Consider the following 20,989-nt stretch of genomic DNA (forward strand, 5'->3'; position numbering starts at 1 on the left):
CCTTTCCGGGTGTCTCCGGTGCATGCCTAGCGTGGCGTCGGGCGCGTCCCGTCCGGTGTTCGGATGCGGACATGCCACGTTACCGCGTACGGTCTAGTCGATACATCGCGCAGTTCGGCAGCTGGTGTAGTTCGACAGGTAAACGGTCGGGGAACGTCCGTGGTTCCCGAAGTCTCCGGTCGGGTTACGCCAAGTGGTCACAATCATGTCATGTTCGGCCTATCGTGAGCGACGACACATAAGAGCGCAGGGGGTATGGACATAGTTGAGCTACGGACACCCACAGCGATAGTGCGGCACGGCCGAGGACGACTTATCGTTCTACGCCCGGGCAGCGAGGGCGAGCGCGTCCTGGATGTGCCGGTCACCGACCTGCTCAAAGTTAGGCTGAACCGCCGGGCCGACGATGCGGTCGTCATCGAGATCTATCTGCGTTATCCCACGCCGGTGCTCACCGGCGTCCCCGCCGACCGCACACCATTACCGGTATTGATAGCCGAACACGATTTCCCCGCGGCCGCCGAAATCGTCGAGCGCATCAACGATCAGATCCGGGCCAGCCAGCGCATCGATGTGGCCGCACCCGATCTACAACCGCCCGCCCCGCAGTGGGGTAAGAGCGGGCCGACCCGAGCCGATGTCGATCGAGCCGTGCGGCGGATGGCGCCCAAGCGCGAAGCCAAGGCCGCGATAGCCGCGCTGCATCGCTACGTCACAATCGACGAATACGTGCTGGAGACCGCCATCGTGGTGGCCCATTCGCCCGCGGGCAGCGGTCCTGGCCTGCTGGCCGCGACCACCGGACGGCTGCTGTTCATCTCCATCGGCCCCGGTGACAGGTACGCGCACGAGCTACCCATCCCGGTCGTGATGTGGGCGCGCACCACCGACGGCGCGTTGACCACGCCCGGTGAGATCGGCTCGGTGCGCGGTGAGACCGGCATCGATGTGCACGACGGAAACGTCACGTTGCATTTCACCGGCACCGATCGGGCCGATACCGAGCGCGTCACCTGCGCGGTGAATTTCGCCGTCCGGCGCGATTCGGCCGACGGTGCGGCCGGTCCGTCCGATCCGGGTGTCGCCCAGCTCTATTCCGAGTGGGAATTACTGGTGGAGCGACACTCCCTTGGCATGGTCGATGACGGACAGTTCCAGCGCTACGGGCGCGGGATCCTGCGCTCACTCCCCGACGGGCACTGATTGCAATGTGATCCGCCGCCACGGGCTGGTCGGACGCAACCACAGGCGCAGCAGTTCCATGCGCCGATCCACGCCGCCGTTCTTGAGTTCGGCCAGATCCTCACAGGCCTGCCAATAGGTCCAGCCGGTCAGGTAGGCATCACCGAATTGGCGCCAATTCTGGTATTTGCGCTGGGCCAGCGGCAGTGCCCGCATCAGATAGTCCCAGGCCATCTCGGCGTCGAGATAGCCCGCGGTGAAGGCCATTCGGGCCACCGCGACCACCCGGGCCAGATCCCAGGCATGGATATCGCTGGGCAGCGGGCGGGCCAGATGTTCGGTGAAACCGATTTTGATCGCCTGCGACCAGATGTCGTAATCGCGGACCAGCGCCTCCGGATTGTCCATCCCCCGGAACGAACCGACCTGCCGCAGGAAGGCCCGATGTCGATCGGCCCGCTCACCGAACCGGTCGCGCTCACTGGCATTGATCGATGCCATCACCAACGGGTGCACCATCGCGTACAGCGGCGCGTGCATCCCTTCGAGCAGCTGCTCCATGGAGGCCTGCGCCTCGGTGCCGTCGGTGATGCCCCACGCGCCGGTGAGCGTGTCGATGGCGAGTTCGCGCCGGTCACCGAGCGGATGATCGCGCTCTGGGCCGAGCAGCAGCGCATCGTGGAAGGCATCCCAGCGCGCCGAATAGAACCCGCCGAGTGCGAGCGCGCGCAGCTCGTCATCCGATACCGCCGCGCCGGACCAGTGGTCCTCTTCCCTCTTGTCGAGCTCGTCGTAGGGGAATGTTGTCAAGGTCGGTACACCGCGGGCAGGCATACCCCCGATTGTTCACTATGGATCTTGGATGGACCTGTGTAATCGCTCGGCTTCATCGGATCTGTTTCTTGGCCTGCCTTACCTCGACAATGGGCAGTAGTGTGCTCCCATGAGTAGCAACATCACCCTCCTTCGTGGCCTGGATCCTGCGCCTACCGAGCAGGAAATCTATGCTGCCGCACTGCAGTACGTGCGTACGGTCGGTGGCGTGTCCGGCCTGAGCACCACAACCAAGGCGGCCGTGGACAAGGCGGTGAACGCCATCGCGGCAGCGACCACGCAATTGCTCGCGGATCTACCGGATGTGCGGGTCGCACCGGCCACCGAACCGCCGCTACGCCGCGATCGCGCGGTCGCGGAGAGGGAGTAGTTCGTAGCGTTTCAAGGTAGGGCGTCTGCGCCGTAGGTGGCGACGCAGGCCAGTGCGATCTCCAGCGGCAGACTGCGCGCTTCGATCGGATGGCCGAGCAGTTCCTCGATCCGCTGGATCCGATAGCGGACCGTGTTCTTGTGCACACCGAGTAATTTCGCCGTGGCCTCCGGGCTGCGATGGCTTTTCAGATATGCGTGCAGTGTTTCGCGCAGCCGTGTGGCATTGACATCACGGCCAGCCAGCGCGCGAATTTCGCGCCCGATCAGACCGCGCATGGCCGCGTCGTCAGCGCCCACCAGGTAGGCGATCTCCACCTCGCGATATGCGGTGACCCGCGCTCGATCCGCCGGAGCGCGCTCGGCGACGTGCCTGGCCGCGACGGCCTCATGATGGCTGCGCCGGAACCCGGCGGTCTGCGGCGCGGGCACCCCGAACGCGGCCCGCACCGGCGACTGCACCTGACCGAGCACCATTCGCTCGATCTCCCCCGGCACCGCCAATTCGGCGGCATGCGCGTCGTCGTCCAAACCCACCCAGGCCCACATGCCGCTCGCGCCGGAAGCGACCGAGAGCACCTGGTTACTGCCGAGCGCGGTGCCCAATCGTGTCGCCACCCGATCCAGCAAGCCGCTCGACTCACTGTCCGGCTCGCCGGTGGTCTCATCGGTCCACAGCACAAATGCCAAGTGCTGCTTGGCAAGTCGGTAGCCGAGCCGGACCGAAGCCTGGTCGATATCGAGTTCGTCACCGGCGAGCAGCGCACGCACGATTTCGGTGCGGCGGTTGAGGGCGGCGCGCATTACGCGCTCGCGTTCCTCCATGTAGGTATCGGTGAGCGTCTCCACGGAAATGCTGACCCATCGGGTGGAACGCTCGAACAGCCGCAGCATTACCGCCCGCTCGATTTCGGGTGGCGGCTGGCGTTCGTCGACGGCGTCGGTCATGTAGTCGAGCACTGCCTCCTGCCCGACATGATAAGTCCGCAGTAGTAGCCGAAGGTCGTAGCCGCGCCGGGCGAGGGTTCTGGCGAAGGCGTGCGCCTCCTCCGGCAGGGCGAATTCGATGGTGTCGCTGGTGAGGTTGGCCAGCACCACCCTGGCATGTGCGCGGGTGCTGGCGGCCAGGTCGCGACGCATATCGCGATCGGCGAGTTCCGGGATGTGCGCAATGATCGCGTTGTCGAGGCGGTCGACGACCTGTTCGAGGGCCTGGGTGCGCATGGTCTCGTAGACGTATTGGGCCAGCCAGTCGCGGACCACTGCGCTATTGGGGCTGATCCGGCCGGTGCTCATGCAATCTCCGAATTGTGCTTCGAGAACAAAAACGGCCTCATTCGTTGACAAATCGGGCCAAGAAAGTCCACCAACCTTGTGTCACGATCATAGGTCAGTGAACTGATTCACAGCGATCAGCGGTGCACAGCACAACGTAGTGGGAGAACAGCGTGACCGATACCGTGCCCGGCGCGGCCGAGAAGAAAACTGCGCGCAAGACAGCCGCCGAGAAAGCGGATCCGGAACTCATCGAGGTGCGCAACCCGGGCACCGGCGCGGTGGTCGGCACCGTGCCGAACGAGAGCGCCGACGCCGTCGCGGCCAAGATTCGCGAATTGCGCCTGTTCCAGCCGGAGTGGGAGGCCATCGGTCCCGACGGGCGCAAGAAATGGCTGCTCGCGCTGCAGGACTGGATCATCGACAACACCGAGCACCTGGCGGATGTACTGCAGGCCGAGGCGGGTAAACCACGGGTGGACGCGCTGATCGACCCGGCCTTCTCCACCGATCTGATCGGCTACTACGCGCGCCGGGCGGGCAAATTCCTCGCTGATGACCACCCCTCACCGCACAGCCCGCTGGCCCGGGTCAAGAAGTTGACCACGGTGTACAAGCCGTACCCGGTGGTCGGCGTGATCACGCCGTGGAACTTCCCGCTGGCCATGCCGGTCATCGACGTGATTCCGGCGCTGGCCGCGGGTGCCGCGGTGATTCTCAAGCCGTCGGAGGTGACTCCGCTTTCCGCGGTCGAATTGGCAAGAGGCTGGGCCGAAATCGGTGCGCCGCCGGTTTTCGCGGTGGTCACCGGTGCGGGCGCGACGGGTGCGGCAGTGGTCGAGAATGCCGACTACATCCAGTTCACCGGTTCGACCGCGACCGGGCGCAAGATCGCCGCCGCCTGTGTCGAGCGGTTGATTCCCTACAGCCTGGAATTGGGCGGTAAGGATCCGGCGATTGTGCTGGCCGACGCCGATTTGGATCGGGCCGCGCACGGCATCGCCTTCGGCGGCATGTTCAATTCGGGCCAGGTCTGCATTTCGGTGGAGCGGGTGTATGTCGAGGCTCCGGTCTACGACGAATTCGTCGCCAAGCTCACCGACGCGGTCAAGAATCTGCGGCAGGGTCTCGACGGGCGCGAGTCCAAATCCGACGTGGGCGCGCTGGCCAATGAGAACCAGGTCCAGATCGTGCAGCGGCATGTCGACGAGGCCGTCGCGGCGGGTGCCAGGGTGACCACCGGCGGTAAGCGCACCGGTGTCGGCACCCTGTTCGAACCGACCGTGCTGGTCGATGTCGACCACACCATGTCCTGTATTACCGAGGAGACCTTCGGCCCGACCCTGCCGGTGATCAAGGTCGCCGATGAGGCGGAAGCCGTTCGGCTGGCCAATGATTCGATCTATGGCCTGTCGGCCTCGGTGTGGACCGGCGATAAGGAACGCGGCGAGCGGGTGGCCCGTGCCCTCGAGGCCGGTGCGGTGAATATCAACGACGTCTTCGTCAATCTGTTCAGCTTCGCGCTGCCGATGGGCGGCTGGGGGCAGTCCGGTGTGGGTGCACGTTGGGGCGGCGCGAACGGGATCCGCAAATACTGCAGGCAGAAGGCGATCACCACGCCGATCCTGCCGACCCAGCAGAAGGAACTGCTCTGGTTCCCGTACCAGATGCCGAAGGTGCTGTTCGGGCTCGGCGCCATGCGTGCCGCCGGCGCTCGCGGACTGCGGCGCATCGATATCGCGGCAATCCTGAAACTCAAGGGAGACAACAAGTGACCGGGGACCGAGACGCGGCGAAGATTCGCGGCAAGGTCGTCGTCATCACCGGCGGCGCGCGCGGCATCGGACTGGCCACGGCGACCGCGCTGCAGGCGCTCGGCGCCAAGATCGCGATCGGCGATATCGACGAAACCACGGTCAAGGAATCCGGCACCGCGCGCGATTTCGAGCTCTACGGGCGGCTCGATGTCACCGACCCCACCTCGTTCGAGAGTTTCCTCGACGAGGTCGAGCGCACCATCGGCCCGATCGACGTGCTGATCAACAATGCGGGCATCATGCCGACCGGCAAATTCGCCGATGAGCCGGATCAGATCACCCGCCGGATCCTGGATATCAATGTCTACGGCGTCATCCTTGGCTCCAAACTCGGACTGACGCGCATGCTGGCGCGCAAAAGCGGGCACATCATCAACATCGCCTCGCTCGCGGGCGAGACGCATATTCCGGGCCTGGCGACCTATAACGCCAGCAAGCATGCGGTGCTCGGCTTCACCGACACCCTGCGTGAGGAGTACCGGGGTTCGGGTGTCGCGTTCTCGTCGGTACTGCCGACGCTGACGAATACCGAACTCGGCTCCGGTGTGAGCGGCCCGAAGCTACTGCGTGCGGCCGAGCCGGAGGAGATCGCCGATGCGATCGTCGCGCTGATCGCCGCGCCGAAATCCAAGGTCCGGGTCACGGCGGTGGCCGGATTCCTGTCGCAGCTGGTGAATCTGCTGCCGGAGCCGGTGGCCGATGGGCTGGCCAGGGCGCTGGGTTCGAGCAATGCCTTCCTCGAGGACGTGGACGCGGCCAAGCGCCAGGCCTACGAGGATCGGGCACGCAGTCTCTGAGCGATCGATGAAGGCGCCGTGGTCGGGTCATCGACCACGGCGCCTTCGCGTTGAACGGCCTCGGGACGGCGGTTTCCGAGCCGATCGAACGAGATGGCAAACATAACAGTGACGAACATCACTATCTGCCCCGGTAGCAGCAGCACCCCCGTTGCGGGCCGGTTTCTCGACAGTGACCGACCACACTTCAGCACTCGCACGAACACATTCAGCGCCACATCGTTGCTGGTCATACGCCCAATTAACTTTGCACGCCGCGGCGCGAGTCCAGGGTGCCGGAGATTCGCCGAGTCGATGATGCAAATGACCATGACAAGCCATATGCTGTGTCTAACAAACCTGCCGACTGTTTCGGCTGCCATATCCAGACTTTCCGGCCTTAATAGGCTGGAAATTCAGGACCGATTCTGATAGCAAGGGGCTATGGACCCGCATTTGCGCGACCTGCGGTATTTCGTCGCCGTCGCTGAGGAACTGCACTTCACCAACGCCGCCCAGCGGCTGCACATCGCTCAACCCACCCTCTCGCGTCAGATTCGTCAGCTGGAACGCCAGCTCGACGTGGTCCTGTTCGACCGCAACCAGCGCAGTGTCGCGCTGACCGTCGCAGGTAAGGAACTGCTCGAAGGCGCCCGCAAGATCCTGGAGCTCTGGGAGGTCACCAACGTCTCGCTGCAGGAAGCGGGCGAGGTGCTGCGCGTCGGCATCCAGTCCGCGCTCGGCCGCGGGCTGCTCAACGATCTGGAGAGCGCGAGCGGACACCGCCTCGCACTGCACGCCGCCTCCTGGACCGACCCGTCCAGCGGTCTGGCCGGCCGACAGGCCGACCTGGCATTGGTCTGGCTTCCGCTACCCGACTCGAACCGCTACCGCTGGCAGGTGCTGCGCACCGAGCCGCGGTGGGTGCTGCTGCCGGAGAACCATCCACTGGCCGAGAACGAGACCATCGACTTCGCCGACCTGCTGGACGAGCCGTTCATCGCACTGCCCACCGAGGCCGGTGCGGTGCGCGACTTCTGGCTCGGCAACGATGCTCGCAACGGCCGTCAGCCAAAGATCGGCGCCGAGGCGGCGACGCCCGAGGACAAGCTGGAGGCCGTGAGTCTGGGCCTCGGCGTCTGCCTGCTGGCCGAGAACAATGTGCCGATGTACCGCTGGCCGGGTCTGACCGCCCGCCCCCTCGCCGGACTCGCCCCGTGCGAACTGGCAGTGGCCTGGCGCGCCGACGACAACCGACCGACCATCCTCGAATTCGCCGCGCGCGCGGTGGACGGTGGTTTCGCGGTGCAGCATCAGCCCGCGGTCGCGAGTTAGTCGCTCGTCCCGTTCACACTCCTCCCAGCCCGACGGAGCGAGCTTACGAGCGACGTTCGCGGCCCGTCTCGCGTCCGAGCCGTCGAAGCGCATGCGACGAAGTCGCGAGTCTCGACGGCCTTCGCTAGCGACTGCTTGCAGGTCGCTCGAAAGGGTCGGACGCGCGACACCAGGGGCCGCGAACACGCAGCGCCGCAGGCAATGCAAATCAGACACAGTCGTTTACCGTTCGCTTCCAGGGGTGAATCGACTCGAGTTGCGCCGCGAGGCGCAGCAGAATCGATTCACTGCCGGGCGGTGCCGTGAGTTGAGCGGCGACCGGAGTTTTGGATCTGGGGTGCATGCCCATCGGGATCGACGCGGCGGGCCAGCCGACCAGATTCCACAGCGGTGTGAACGGTGAATACCGAGCGCTGATAACAACATTCGCGAGCCAACCCAGCATGTGCCAAGCCCTGGCCCGCGGTGGTGGCGCGGCGAGCGTCGGGGTGATCACCACGTGGTAGCGCTCGAAGAAATCCAGCAGTCGCGCCTCGACCCGGTCCACCTGGGCCGGGCGCACCAGCCGAAACCGCTGGACGAGCCGACCGAGTGCGACGTGACGGCGGGTGCGCCGCTGCAGACGTTCGGGGCGGACGAGATTCGCCGCCTCACGCGCAGCGAATGCCAACCAGCGCAGGCCGACCGAGACGAGCGATTCGCCGTAGGGCAGTGTCACCGATTCCACCAGGTGCCCTGCCGCGGCGGCGGCCGAAGCAGCGGTACGGGCCGCCGCGGTCCAGTGCCGATCGACCCGGAACAACCGGGACGGGGGCGCAACGGCCAGCCCGATGCGTAGTCGGCCCGGCGGTTCCAACTCGGCTAGGTCCGGGCGCGCGGCCAGCACGGACAGCGCGAGCGCGGCATCGCCAACCGTCGTTGCGAGCACACCGTTTTCGACCATCCCGGACCAGGAATCGACGCCTACCTCGGCGGGCACGGTATACCGTCCGGGCTTGATCCCGAAGACCCCGCAGCAGGCCGCGGGAATGCGCACCGAACCGAGACCGTCGTCGCCGTGCGCCACCGGTACCAATCCGGCCGCCACGGCCGCGGCCGAACCGCCGGAGGAGCCACCAGGGCTGCGCGCGGGATTCCATGGGTTCCGGGTGATGCGGCCCTCGCTCTCGGTCGTGCCCCACAGGCCCAGTTCGGGGACCGCCGTCAGCCCGACCACCACCGCGCCCGCGGCCCGCAGTCTGCGCACCACCGGATGGTCGGCGGTTGCCGGGCGGGTATCGGTCGCGGTGGAACCGGCGAGCGACGCTTCACCCTCGACCGCGATGTTGTGTTTTATCGCGATGGGCACACCCGCAAGCGGCAGCAGATCCAGATCGGAACGCTGTTCGAGCGCGAGCGCCTCGGCCCGTGCCTTAGCGGAGCGGACGACCGTGAACGCATTCGTCTTTCGGTTCCCGGCGGCGATCAAATCCAGGGCAATATCGACGGATTCGATCGGCGTCAGCGAGCCATCGCGGACACTCGCCGCGATTGCCGCCGCCGGACCTCGTGACAGGCCGGATTCGCGTGGCATGCTGGAGTCCATCGAAGCATGTACGGCGTCGGTCTCGCCCACCGCAACCCCATGGGCGGCCTGCACCTCCGGGGCTTCAGCAGCCTCCGGAGCGGTGGAATCCGTCGGCGTCGGCTCCGTGGCCGCGACGCCACCGGTCGTCACGGTATTCGATTTACGGCGCTCCCGGGTCGTTCCGTGGTCGCGCTCTGCCACTTCAGCGCCCGCTACTCGCGCCGTGTTGTTCATGTGCTGGTTCTCCCCCGTCGCATGGTTGTCGAATTCGGGTGATCCGCTGTTGTGGCGCAAGTTATCATTTCGATTACTGCTCGGGGGACGATGTCGTCGGGTGTGGCGGAAATTCACGGGCACATCCACCGAACGGCCACTGCGGATACTCGACATCCGCTCAGTAGCTAGGTCCGAAAATGAGTGCTGATCCCGAAAATACGCGCCGAACCGATCTCGACGCCGAGCCGACCAGAGACTGGGGTGGACCGTTGTCGCGCACCGAGAACGACGTGGTCGGGGCCTTCTCGACCGCATGGGAATCGTCGCGGCGACCACCGGAGATCGGCGACTTTCTCCCGGATGCCGAATCCTTGCGCCGGGCCGCCCTGATCGAATTGATCCGCGTCGACCTGCGACATCGCTGGATCCGCCGAGCGCCTGCGGCGCGAGCGACGGACGCGGAGGCGGTAGCGGAGCATGACCACGAAGCGCCCCGGGAGCGCCGCGAATCCAATACTGCGCCGTCGCCGCGTAAACGGCTTTTCGACTACTGCGCCGAGTTTCCGGAACTCGAACCGAGCGGCATTCCGGCCGGTTTGGTGTACGAAGAGTTCGTCATCCGACGGCACAGTGGTGAACGGGTCGATCCCAAGGATTGTCTGCGGGAATATCCGGAACAAGCGACGGAATTGCGTGTGCTGCTCAATGCCGACGATCTCGACCAGAGCACCCGCCGAGCGGCGCTCGAGGATTCGGTGCTGACGGAGTTCGCCAATACCCGCGCGGCGGCCGAACTGAGCCGAACGGTGCGAGCCGATCAAACCGTCGGACTGAACCAAACCCGGGAGTCCGATCGTAATACTGATGTGACTCGCGCCGCCGTCGATGCAACCGAGGCCGCGACCGCCATTCCGACCACGATCGGTACCGGTCCGGGGAAATTCGACGCCCTCGACCGGATCGAGGTCGGCCAGTCCATCGACGATTTCGACCTGCTCACCGGACTCGGCAGCGGCGCCTTCGCCCGGGTGTTCCTGGCCAGGCAGCGATCAATGCAGCGCTTGGTGGCGGTGAAAATCTCCGCCGACCACGGCACCGAACCGCAGACCCTGGCCCAGCTCGACCACGACTACATCGTGCGCGTCTTCGATCAGCGGCTGCTCGGCTCCGATGACGCGCGCGATCCGGCCATGCGCCGACTCCGGCTGCTGTACATGCAGTTCCTGCCCGGCGGCACCCTGCTCGGGGTGCTGCGCTGGGTGCGCTCGACCCCACCGGCCGAACGCAGCGGACAACTGCTGCTCGACGCGGTCGACGCGGCCATGGAGGAGAAGGGCGAAATCCGTCCGACCGATTCCAGCGTGCGCGCCGAGATCGCCGGACTCAGCTGGCCGGAAACCGTGGCCTGGCTGGGCCGCAGAGTGGCCGAGGCGCTGGAATACGCCTCTGCGCACGGCGTGCTGCACCGCGATGTGAAACCGGCCAATATCCTGCTCACCGCCGAGGCGGTACCGAAACTGGCCGATTTCAATATCAGCTTCAGCCGCAATGTGGCCGGCACCAGTCCGGTGGCCTATTTCGGCGGCTCACTGGCGTATATGTCGCCCGAACAGTTGGAGGCCTGCCATCCCGGCCGCGAGCGCACGGCCGAGGATTTGGATACCCGTTCCGATATCTACGCCCTCGGCGTAGTGCTGTGGGAATTGCTCACCGGTGCGAAGCCGTTCGACGATTCCACCGCGACCGACCACGGCGACGATACGGCGCTGGAGGGGATGCTGGAACGCCGCACCTCCGGGGTGGATGACGCTGCGCTGCAACGAGTTCCGGCGAACTGTCCGGCGGCTTTGCGGCGGGTGCTGCTGACCTGTCTGGAATCGGATCGGACACTGCGCTGGGCCAATGGCGGGGTGCTGGCCAAGCAGTTCGACCTGTGCATGGACCCGAGGGCCAGGGATCTGGTCGACCCGCCGCCCGGCAGTTGGCGGCTGAAGTTGCGGTCGTGGCGGCTGGTGATCGTGTCGCTGGCCATCGGCATCCCGAATATCCTCGCCTCGGCATACAACATCCAGCACAACCAGCATCTGATTGTGGACCGGCTCCCCGAGGACGCCGGACGCACCTTCATGATCATCACCACCGTGGTGAACGGAATCTTCTTCCCGCTCGGGGCGACGCTGATCCTCTATCTGTCCCGAAGAATGCTCACGGTGCCGCACGGGCTGCGCCGCCACCGCCGCTACGATGCCGAGACGCTGCGGCTGGCCAGAGCGGATTCCCTGCTGTTCGGCGACCGAGCGGTGTGGGTGGTCTTCTCGCTGTGGGTGATCGCCGGATTCACCTTCCCGATCGCGCTGCAATTGGCGGCCGGGGACGTGCCCGCCCGCGCGGTGGTGCACTTCCTCACCTCGATCGTGGTGTGCGGCGCGATCGCGATGGCGTACCCGTTCTTCCTGGTGTGCTTCTTCATGGTCCGCTGCATCTATCCGATCTTCCTGCGGCACGGGGAGATCAGCACCGAGGACGCGGTATGGCTGCGCGGCCTGGATCGCCGCGCCAACGGATATCTGGCGGTCGCGGCCTCGGTGCCGCTGCTCGCGGTGGCGGGCGTCACCTTCCTGCCGCCCGAGGATATTTCGATGGTGATCGCCGCGGTGCGGGTGCTCTGTGTAGGCGGCATCGTCGCGTTCATCGGCTCCTACCTGCTCTTCCGGGCGCTGGAGGCCGATCTGCGTGCACTGGAGCGGGTGGTCGCGCCGGTGGATTCCCTCGACCGCGAACACATTTCTGCGGACCGGGAGCGCGGTAAGCCCGCCGTGCCGGAGCCGCGATCGTGACAGTTGCCGATTTCGCGGATCGAGGCGAGACCGACCCCATAACCAGATTTACCGAAGATTGGCAGCACTGCCTGCGTGGCGAACGGACCGACCCACCTCCGATCGCCGAGTACATCCCCGACGGCACCCAGGTGCGGCTGGCGGTACTCACCGATCTTGTCCGCATCGACCTGCGCCACCGCTGGGATCGCGAGGGCCTCGGCAAACGCATCGCCGAGTATCGCAAGGAATTCCCCGAGGTCGAGCAGAGTGCGGAACTGGTCGATCTGCTCTGCGAGGAGTTCCTGGCCCGACGCCGGTACGGCCCGCTGGAACTCACGGATTTCCTCGCCGAATATCCGGAGCTGGCGCAGCAGGTGCGCGCGCGGCTGACGGTCTACGCCGACGATGACGATTCGGCCGATACCGAACGCGCCGCCGCGCTGGTCGCCGGGCTGACGCCGGGTCATCGGATCGATGACTTCGATCTGCTCACCGATCTGGGTACCGGCGCACTCGGGCGGGTCTTCCTCGCCAAGCAGCGGTCCATGCAACGCCTCGTCGCCGTGCGCCTTTCGGCCGGTTGGTCGGCCAGTGGGCACAGCATGGCGAAACTGGACCACCCAAATGTGGTGCGGGTTTTCGACCAGCGACTGGTCACCGCCACACCCGCCACGGCACCGGAGGCCATCGCATCGACCCGTCTGGTCTACATGCAGTATCTGCCCGGCGGCACCGCAGCCGGCGTGCTCGCACAGCGTCGGCGCGGCACTGCAGCCGACGGCGGCGCCCTGCTGTCGCGCGCGATCGATACGGCCATGGAGGCGAAGGGCGAGATCCGTCCGGCCGATTCGAGTGTGCGTCGCGAAATCGCTGCGCTCAGCTGGCCGGAGACGGTGGCCTGGATCGGCAGGCGACTGGCGGACGCGCTCGATTACGCCGAGCAGCATGGCGTACTGCACCGGGAAATCAAACCCGCCAATGTGCTGTTCACCGCTGAGGGCATACCCAAACTCGCCGATTTCGCCGTGCGTACGGCCGCGCCGCGATCGCTGACGAATACGATTGCGGTAGACCCGGATTCGCTGCCGTACCGCTCCCCCGAACAACTGGCCCAACTGCTCGACCCGGCTGCCCCCGCGCCGGGCCCGCGCAGCGATATCTTTTCCCTCGGCGCATTGCTGTGGAAACTGCTCACCGGCGCAGCGCCTTTCGACGATCCGCCGATGCCTACCGATCCGGACGCCCGCGCCGAAACCTTCGCGACCATGGTGCGCCTGCGCGAACACGGCATCACCGACGCGACGCTGGCGCGACTGCCCGCGGACACCCCCAGCGCCCTGCGCCGGGTGCTGCTCGGATGTCTGCAGGCGGATCCGCATCAACGCTGGAGCAACGGCAAAGTACTGGCACAGCAGTTGGATCTGTGCCTGGATCAGCGAGCCCGCGACCTCATCGACCCGCCACCCGGGAGCTGGCGGCAACGGCTGCGCGCATGGCGTATCCCGCTCGTCGTGTTGGCCGTTCTGGTGCCGAATGTGCTTGCCTCGCTTTACAATATCCAGCACTCGCGGCAGTTGATCACCAACCGGCTATCCGGGAGCGGCCAGCATCACCTCGACATCGGTACCGGAGTGGTGAACTTCGTCGGCTTCCCACTGGCCGCAGTGGTGCTGGGGTACCTCGGCCGATATCTGATCACCGTCCCACATGGGTTGTATCGCGGTGTCGATTACCCGCCGCAGACGCTGCGCCATGCCCGCACTGACACAATCCTGTTCGGTCACTGGGTGGTGCTCGTGACATTCACCTTGTGGATGCTCGCGGGGATCAGCTTCCCGGTAGTGCTGTACGGCTCCGCCGACAATGTCACCGCCGCTGATTACGCCCATTTCGTGGCCGCGCACGCGGTGTGTGGCGCAATCGCCGTGACCTACCCTTTCTTCCTGGTCACCTTTTATGGCATCCGGTGCCTCTATCCGATGTTCTTGCGGTACGGCGAGGTCGGCGATGCGGATGTGCTGCGTTTACGCCGAGTGCGGCGTCGGTGCGGCCAATATCTGACCGTTGCAGCGTCGATCCCGCTACTTGCGGTCGCGGGTGCGACGCTGCTGCCCCCCAGCGAGCTTGCACAGATCATCGTTCAGGTGCGCGTTCTGTCCATCGGCAGCATCATCGCGTTTGTCATCAGCTACCTGCTGTTCCGGGCAATGGAACGCGACTTGGATGCCTTGGAGCGGGTGATGACACCGAGCAACGTTGAGCCGTAAGAGATTCCACTCGCCGCCTGCATCACCGACCGCCGAAATCGGCGACGCGAGAGCCAACCTCACCTTCGGCTCCATCATCTTCATGCTCGAATGCCAAGCGCGGTACATCGCCGCACTGCTCACCCGAGCGGCACCGCGGGAAGCCGACACAGTCGAAGTGCGCCGAGAAATAGCGGACAGATTCGACGAGTGGCTACGCGGCCGTCTCGCCGACTCGGTCTGGTCGCGCGTCCGGAGCCCGTATCGAGATGCTTCCGGATCGGTGACCGCGCTCTGGCCTGCCACGATGACGCGCTATCTGGCGTTGACCCGGCGGCCACGGACCGGCGACTACCTGTGGAATACCCTACCGAGCCGATCCCGCCGGTCCGCCGCGGAAGGCATGCGAACGGTATGAGAACACTCATGGGCGCTCGGTCGGCTGATACCTACGGTTTGCGACTACTCTTCCTGGATGACCGCACGGCCATTCGGACGCCTGGTGAGCCTGTCACACGTACACGACCCAGCTACTACGCCGCTGTTTCCCGGGGATCCCGAATTCCGGACCGATATTGTCGCGACCGTCGCGAACGACGGTTATTACCTGCGCTATATCCAGCAGGGCGAGCACACCGGAACCCATTGGGGCGCACCGATCCACTTCCATGCCGACGGACTGGCCGCCGACGAATTGGACCTCGACGATCTGCTGCTGCCCGCGGTGAAGATCGACGTGCGTGACCAATGTGCGAACGATCGGGATTACGCGATCGATATCGCTGATCTGCGGGAGTGGGAGGGTAGACACGGGCGGATACCCGACGGGTCGGCGGTGGTGGCCTGGACCGGGTGGGACGAGAAATGGGGTACGCCGGAATTCATCGGAACCGGCGAGAGTGCCGATCATCAACCGGGATTCGCGGTCGAGACGGTCAAATGGCTATTGCGGACCGGGCGGCTGGGGCGCCGTGGCGCGCTCGGCATCGATACGTTCGGACCCGATTTGGGGACCGACAACACCTATGAGGTGTCCAAGCTGCTGTATCGCGAGCATCGGATCAGCTTGGAATGTCTGGCCAACCTCGCCGAACTGCCCGCCACCGGCGCCTGGGTGCTGGTCGGCAGTGCGCTCTACAGCGGTGGATCCGGTTCGCCCGCAACGATATTCGCAATGCTGCCCTGATTACGCGCCGCCGTAGACCTTCGGGTCGAGGGTGCCGATGTAGGGCAGGTCACGGTATCGCTCGGCGTAGTCGAGACCGTAGCCGACGACGAATTCGTTCGGAATATCGAAGCCGACGTGCGCGACTTCCACATGGGTGCGTAGCGCGTCCGGCTTGCGTAGCAAGGTGACGACCTCGAGTGAGGCCGGATTGCGGGTGGACAGATTGCGCTTGAGCCACGACAGCGTGAGACCGGAGTCGATGATGTCCTCGACGATCAGCACATTGCGGCCCGCGATGTCCTTGTCCAGGTCCTTCATGATGCGCACGACACCGGAGGACGAGGTGGACGAGCCGTAGGAGGAGACGGCCATGAATTCCATCTGGGTGGGAATCGGCAGCGCCTTGGCGAGGTCGGTCATGAAGAAGATGGCGCCCTTGAGCACGCCGACCAGCAGCAGATCGCCCTCGGGGGCGTCGGCCGGATAACGCTTGGCAATCAGCTCGGCCAGCTCCTGGGTCTTGGCCGCGATCTGTTCCTCGGTGATCAGCACCGACGCGATATCGCCCTCGTACACGTCAGTTGGTTTCCCTTCCGGTGTTGTCCGCGGCGCTCCCGGGACCCTTCGTGGTCACGCTTCGCTACCGCCTTCGGGCCCGTCGCTCGCGCCGCGGGTGCCTCCCCCGGCCGATCCATTATGTGTCATCGGCTCCCTTGTAGACGCAAAGTCAGCCTGCCATGTTCGCGCGCGGCGACCAACCTGTGTCCCGGTGTTGCGCCGCCCACCGCGACACCGCCCTGCCCGCGCCATGCGGTAATCAATTCGTCAACCGCCTGTAAATGCTTGTTGGTCAGGGCTTTAGCGCCACCGGCCAGCAACCAGGCACGGATTGCGCGGCGACGCAAGGCCGCGGGGGCAGTGGCGAGGGTCTCTATCGAGAGGGTCGGGTCATCACTCGTCGGACCGGAACTCGCGGCTCGCAATAGCTCGTCGGCCAGCGCATCCAGTACCGCACCGTCGTCGCGCAACTGTTCGGCCGTGCGCGCCAACGCCCTCGCGACCCCGCCCCCGAGCACGTCCTCCAGCAGCGGCAGAACTTCATTGCGCAACCGCACCCTGGTGAACTCCGCCGCCGAATTATGCGGATCCTCGAACGGCGTCGTACCGATATCGACACACAACTGCCTGGTCACCGCCCGCCGCACCCGCAGCAGCGGCCGCCCCCACGGATCCGCGAACGCCGCCATCCCCTGAATCGACCGCCCGCCCGAACCCCGCCCCAACCCCAACAAAACGGTCTCGGCCTGATCATCGAGCGTGTGCCCGAGCAGCACCGGCAATCCGCCCCGCGCAGCGTCGAGCGCCGCATACCGAGCTGCCCGCGCCGCCGCCTCCATCCCCCCGTCCGCACCGACCTCGACCGCCAGGACATGTGCCGACCGACACCCCAGCGCCAACGCCGCAGCCGCTGCCTCAGCCGCCACCCTGTCTGATCCCGACTGCAACTGATGATCGACAACAAGCGCGTCGACCTGATCCGCCTCCACCACGGCAGCGGCGGTCAATGCCAACGAATCCGCGCCCCCGGACAACGCGACCGCCACATCACCTGTCGGGTAATCGGCCAGCCACCCCCGCACCGCCCGCCGCACCTCGAGCACCGCCTCGGTTTCCGGCAGCCGCCGCGCATTCCCGGGCATCGCTCCCGCCGTACGGCTCATATCCGGAGACTACCGATGACCAGTGCGCTCGATCCGCCCGGCAAGCGGCCCGGCGCAGCCGCCTGACCGCCACCACCACATTTCCGCACTCGCCCAGGCGACCCGTGCCGCCGCCAGTGATCGCCTCGCAAAGGTTGTGTGACTTGTGCGAGGCGCTCACTGGGTATGCGACGCCGCATCGACCGAAGGTTGAGTTCATCGCCAGGGCCCTCGCGTTTGCTCGAGACGCCGACTGGTGCGAACCGAAGACCTTCGGACGCAACGCATAGACGATCGAGAACCGCTGCGAACTATCCGAGAACGCGAGCCACCCAGCGCTCAGGGGCCTCGATTTCCGTTGCGAGAGGCAGGGTCTCGGGATTGGTCCAGATGGTGTTGAACTGGGCCATGCCGACTTGGGCCACCACGGCGTCGACGAATTTCTTGCCCCGGACGTACTGGGCCACCTTGGCATCAACGCCGAGCAGAGCGCGCAGCAGGCGTTGGAGAGGATTGGTGGGGCGTTTGCGGCGCTTATCGAAGGCGGCGCGGATTTGTTCGACGGTGGGGATGACGGCCGGGCCGACGGCGTCCATGACGTGGTCGGCGTGGCCTTCCAGAAGGGTTCCGAGCATCAGCAGGCGGTCAAGGGCCTCGCGTTGCGGTGGGGCCTGGGTGGCGCGCAGTAAGCCGACGACGCCACGGGAATTCGGGTCCGCGGGGCCGGCGCCGCGACGGCGGTCGCGCACCTCTTCGACGAGGCGGCCGAGCATATCGGCGAGCGGTTCGTCGCCGACCTCGCCGAGGGTGTCGACATTGGCGCGCATGTAATCGGCCAGCCACGGCGCGGAGGAGAACTGCACCCGGTGGGTCACCTCGTGCAGGCAGACCCAGAAGCGGAAGTCGGTCGGCGAGACGCCGAGTGCGCGCTCGACGGCCATGATGTTCGGCGCGACCAGCAGCAGCGTCCCATCGGGTCCGGTGAACGGGTCGTATTGGCCGAGGATCGCGGTGGACAAGAACGCCAGCATCGCGCCCGCTTGCACGCCCGCGGGTTTGCCCGCGAGCAGGCCCTTGTCCGATGCCGGTCCGGTGCCGGTCAACTGGGCCATGGAATCGGCGGCCGCGTTGATCCAACCGGGCCGGTCGACGATCAGGGCCGATGGCACCGGCTGATCGTCGAGCAGACCGCTCACCTCGCGAACCGGCCGCTCCGCCCGCACCGATGCCTCGGCCAACTCGCTCACTACCTGCTCGGCCGAATATCGCGAGGTCCGCGGGCCTGACGGCACCAGCGCGGCACCGGTGCGCGCGGCAAGGCGCCAATCGACGGCACCGGAAAATCCGGAACGTCTGCGCTCGGCCGGAGCGTCCGCACCCGAATTCACGGCGGGCGCGGCGCCCGATTTATCAGTGCCTTCGAACATGGTCAACCACCCGTCACGAGCATCCACAGTTACGCAGCGTGCCGGCGATGGCGTCCAATGCGGGCCGGCTCAGCTCCGGTGGCCGATCGTTCGACATCAATGCGAAGGTCAATACCCGCCCGTCGCTGTCCAGCACATAACCGACCAACGTGCTTGCCACCGAGAGAGTTCCGGTCTTGGCCCGCACCCATCCCGCGCCGCCCCGGTTCTGCGTAACATAACGGCTGCTCAGCGACCCCGTCGCACCCGCGATCGGCAAATCATCGAGCAGCGGCGCCAGCGTGGTCGCGACTCGGTCGGTTTCCGGCCTGGCCTTGGTGTTGCTCGGCTGCACGGCATTGGCGCCGCTCGGCTTCGCCGCGGTCGCGATGATCTTGTCGAGCAGTCGGGCAGGCACCCGGTCCTCGGTCGACAGGCCGCTGTTATCGCGCATCGAAAGACCGGTGAGATCGAATCCGCCCTTGCCGAGCGCGGTTTCGAGGGCGGCGACAGCCCCGGTGAACGATGCCTCGTTACCGGACGCGACCGCGATCTCGCGGCCGATGGCCTCGGCGAGCACATTGTCGGAATGGACCATCGTGTCGCGCAGCCGGTCCCGCAGCGGGGCGGATTGCACGCTCGCCACCTCCATCGCATCGGCGGCCGCATTGCCGATCCGCACCTTGGCAGGATCGAGTCCGAGCTCGATGGCCAGGCGCTGCCCAGTCGCCAGGGCCGGAGTCGGGGTGCGCGGCGAGTACTCCACCAACGGGTCGAGGCGGCCGCCGTCGAGCATTACCGGATCCATCGGCGCGATCGAACCCTCACCGATATCGACCGGATCCCAGCCGGGCGCCATGGGCGGGCCGGAATACGCGGAAGTGTCGACCACGATGGTGTCGGCGATCCGGCCGGAGTCCTTGATTTGCGACACCAGATCCGACAGGCGCGGCCCGTTCGGGTAGTACCCCTTGCCGTCGGGCTGCGCGGTCAACGTGGGATCGCCGCCGCCGACCAGCACCAACTCATTGGGCGCGGAACCGGCGACGACGCGGGTGGTCACCCGATGATCGGAGGGCAAGGTGAGCAAGGCGGCCGCGGTGGTGAGGGTCTTGGCGGTGGACGACGGGATCATCGGCTTATCGGATTCGGCGCCCCACAGCACGGTCGCGGAGTCCGCGTCGGTCACCTCACCGGCGAACGCACCGAGATCGGGATTGGCGACCACCCCCGCGAGCGCGGCGGCGACACCGGCGGGAGTCGGCGCGGGCGCATTCGACGGCGCGGGCTCAACCTGTGGAAGCGGTTTCACCGGCGCGGGCGGTGCGGCAATGGTGAGCCCGCGGTGCCGGAATGCCTCGGTCCACGGCTTGACCGCGATCACTACGCCTACCCCGGTACCGAGCAACACGGCCAGCATGAACGCGACGCCGATCCAGATAAAGCGGCGTCGCTTGGCGGCCGAGCCACCGATATTCCTGTTGCTGCCACCCACCACGTGCCCGCCGTCTCTCCGTCTCGTTTCGCCCGACCGTCGCACAGTCGCCGGGGCGACCCACCTACCGCACCCAAGTGCCCGCGGACCACACTATCCTCGTTCCGGCACCGTTCCCCCCGAACACCTGTCGAGTCGGCGTTCCGACGACCGCACGGCGACAGTCCCACAGAAGCATCAGTAAGGAGATGGCGTGGAGTTCGACGTCACCATCGAGATCCCCAAGGGTTCTCGGAACAAGTACGAGGTCGATCACGAGACCGGTCGGGTCCGGCTCGACCGCTTCCTTTACACGTCCATGGCCTACCCGGCCGACTACGGCTACATCGAGAACACCCTCGGTGAGGACGGCGACCCGCTGGACGCGCTGGTCCTGCTGCCGGAGCCGGTATTTCCGGGCTGCCTGATCGAGGTCCGTCCGGTCGCGATGTACAAGATGGTCGACGAGGCCGGCGGCGACGACAAGGTGCTGTGCGTGCCCGCGGGCGATAAGCGCTGGGACCACATCCAGGATCTGGCCGATGTGCCCGAATTCGAACTGGCCGCGATCAAGCACTTCTTCGAGCGCTATAAGGATCTGGAGCCCGGCAAGTACGTCAAGGGCTCGGAGTGGGTCGGTCGCGCCGAGGCCGAGGCCGAGATCGAGGCCTCGCTCAAGCGGTTGCAGGAAAACGGCGGCCACTGAGTCTCGTTGAGGTGGTGGGTGATTCGGCCCACTACCGACGAAAGCGGGAAGTCCGGGTGTTCGGACTTCCCGCTTTTTGTTGTGACGGACTTGCGTTGC

17 protein-coding genes are annotated in these 20,989 nt (G+C 66.1%); 10 read left to right on the forward strand and 7 right to left on the reverse strand.

Going from position 1 to position 20,989, the window contains the following annotated elements; all coding sequences use genetic code 11:
• Positions 1 to 255: 255 nt before the first annotated feature.
• Complete coding sequence (locus ACIBI6_RS23400; RefSeq protein ID WP_364353937.1) at positions 256 to 1,203, forward strand: hypothetical protein; 948 nt, start codon at positions 256 to 258, stop codon at positions 1,201 to 1,203.
• Here ACIBI6_RS23400 and ACIBI6_RS23405 read toward each other — a convergent pair.
• The gene (locus tag ACIBI6_RS23405; RefSeq protein WP_364353940.1) at positions 1,183 to 2,016 is read right to left on the reverse strand and encodes a DUF1266 domain-containing protein; all 834 of its coding nucleotides are present in this window, start codon (positions 2,014 to 2,016) and stop codon (positions 1,183 to 1,185) included. The genes ACIBI6_RS23400 and ACIBI6_RS23405 overlap by 21 nt on opposite strands.
• Before the next feature lie 109 nt (positions 2,017 to 2,125).
• Here ACIBI6_RS23405 and ACIBI6_RS23410 point away from each other — a divergent pair, with 109 nt between their 5' ends.
• Positions 2,126 to 2,386 carry a DUF2277 domain-containing protein gene (locus tag ACIBI6_RS23410; RefSeq protein ID WP_364353942.1) on the forward strand — a complete coding sequence of 87 codons (261 nt, stop codon included), beginning with the start codon at positions 2,126 to 2,128 and terminating at the stop codon, positions 2,384 to 2,386.
• An 11-nt stretch (positions 2,387 to 2,397) separates the two neighbouring features.
• Here the strand turns inward: ACIBI6_RS23410 and ACIBI6_RS23415 are convergent, their stop codons facing one another.
• On the reverse strand, positions 2,398 to 3,681 hold the full coding sequence (locus ACIBI6_RS23415; RefSeq protein ID WP_364353944.1) for a helix-turn-helix domain-containing protein: 1,284 nt from the start codon (positions 3,679 to 3,681) through the stop codon (positions 2,398 to 2,400).
• A 152-nt stretch (positions 3,682 to 3,833) separates the two neighbouring features.
• Between ACIBI6_RS23415 and ACIBI6_RS23420 the strand changes: the two genes are divergently transcribed.
• From ACIBI6_RS23420 to ACIBI6_RS23430, 3 genes are all read left to right on the forward strand, one after another.
• Entirely contained in the window at positions 3,834 to 5,435 is a 1,602-nt protein-coding gene (locus ACIBI6_RS23420; protein WP_396957744.1) for an aldehyde dehydrogenase family protein, read from the forward strand.
• Positions 5,432 to 6,274, forward strand: coding sequence for an SDR family oxidoreductase (locus tag ACIBI6_RS23425; RefSeq protein WP_396957746.1), 843 nt, complete (start codon positions 5,432 to 5,434; stop codon positions 6,272 to 6,274). The genes ACIBI6_RS23420 and ACIBI6_RS23425 overlap by 4 nt, the downstream gene beginning before the upstream one ends.
• 423 nt (positions 6,275 to 6,697) lie before the next feature.
• On the forward strand, positions 6,698 to 7,588 hold the full coding sequence (locus ACIBI6_RS23430) for a LysR substrate-binding domain-containing protein (protein WP_364353950.1): 891 nt from the start codon (positions 6,698 to 6,700) through the stop codon (positions 7,586 to 7,588).
• 208 nt (positions 7,589 to 7,796) lie between these two features.
• Here ACIBI6_RS23430 and ACIBI6_RS23435 read toward each other — a convergent pair whose 3' ends face one another.
• Entirely contained in the window at positions 7,797 to 9,161 is a 1,365-nt protein-coding gene (locus ACIBI6_RS23435) for an amidase (RefSeq protein ID WP_396958004.1), read from the reverse strand.
• A gap of 407 nt (positions 9,162 to 9,568) precedes the next feature.
• On the opposite strand from ACIBI6_RS23435, the gene ACIBI6_RS23440 reads away from it, so the two are divergent.
• The 4 genes from ACIBI6_RS23440 to ACIBI6_RS23455 are packed head-to-tail and all read left to right on the forward strand — an operon-like array spanning position 9,569 to position 15,622.
• A complete protein-coding gene (locus ACIBI6_RS23440; protein WP_396957748.1) occupies positions 9,569 to 12,208 on the forward strand; it encodes a protein kinase in 2,640 nt (879 codons plus the stop codon).
• Complete coding sequence (locus ACIBI6_RS23445) at positions 12,205 to 14,457, forward strand: serine/threonine-protein kinase (protein ID WP_396957750.1); 2,253 nt, start codon at positions 12,205 to 12,207, stop codon at positions 14,455 to 14,457. Before ACIBI6_RS23440 ends, ACIBI6_RS23445 begins: the two co-directional genes overlap by 4 nt.
• The gene (locus ACIBI6_RS23450) at positions 14,447 to 14,854 is read left to right on the forward strand and encodes a hypothetical protein (RefSeq protein WP_396957752.1); all 408 of its coding nucleotides are present in this window, start codon (positions 14,447 to 14,449) and stop codon (positions 14,852 to 14,854) included. Before ACIBI6_RS23445 ends, ACIBI6_RS23450 begins: the two co-directional genes overlap by 11 nt.
• Before the next feature lie 57 nt (positions 14,855 to 14,911).
• Positions 14,912 to 15,622 (forward strand): cyclase family protein, encoded by a 711-nt coding sequence (locus ACIBI6_RS23455; protein ID WP_364353962.1) that lies wholly within the window; start codon positions 14,912 to 14,914, stop codon positions 15,620 to 15,622.
• On the opposite strand, the gene hpt is transcribed toward ACIBI6_RS23455, so the two are convergent.
• The 4 genes from hpt to dacB all read right to left on the reverse strand — a co-directional run bounded on the left by hpt (position 15,623) and on the right by dacB (position 20,208).
• Positions 15,623 to 16,180 (reverse strand): hypoxanthine phosphoribosyltransferase, encoded by a 558-nt coding sequence (gene hpt, locus ACIBI6_RS23460; protein WP_063042806.1) that lies wholly within the window; start codon positions 16,178 to 16,180, stop codon positions 15,623 to 15,625.
• Between the two features lie 125 nt (positions 16,181 to 16,305).
• A complete protein-coding gene (gene tilS, locus ACIBI6_RS23465; RefSeq protein WP_396957754.1) occupies positions 16,306 to 17,325 on the reverse strand; it encodes a tRNA lysidine(34) synthetase TilS in 1,020 nt (339 codons plus the stop codon).
• A 290-nt stretch (positions 17,326 to 17,615) separates the two neighbouring features.
• The gene (locus ACIBI6_RS23470) at positions 17,616 to 18,731 is read right to left on the reverse strand and encodes a zinc-dependent metalloprotease (protein ID WP_364353966.1); all 1,116 of its coding nucleotides are present in this window, start codon (positions 18,729 to 18,731) and stop codon (positions 17,616 to 17,618) included.
• A 13-nt stretch (positions 18,732 to 18,744) separates the two neighbouring features.
• Positions 18,745 to 20,208, reverse strand: coding sequence for a D-alanyl-D-alanine carboxypeptidase/D-alanyl-D-alanine-endopeptidase (gene dacB / locus ACIBI6_RS23475; protein ID WP_396957756.1), 1,464 nt, complete (start codon positions 20,206 to 20,208; stop codon positions 18,745 to 18,747).
• A 190-nt stretch (positions 20,209 to 20,398) separates the two neighbouring features.
• On the opposite strand from dacB, the gene ACIBI6_RS23480 reads away from it, so the two are divergent.
• Positions 20,399 to 20,890 carry an inorganic diphosphatase gene (locus tag ACIBI6_RS23480; protein ID WP_364353969.1) on the forward strand — a complete coding sequence of 164 codons (492 nt, stop codon included), beginning with the start codon at positions 20,399 to 20,401 and terminating at the stop codon, positions 20,888 to 20,890.
• Positions 20,891 to 20,989 lie beyond the last annotated feature (99 nt).

The sequence above is a fragment of the Nocardia sp. NPDC050412 genome (genome assembly GCF_044458825.1).
Lineage (GTDB): Bacteria > Actinomycetota > Actinomycetes > Mycobacteriales > Mycobacteriaceae > Nocardia.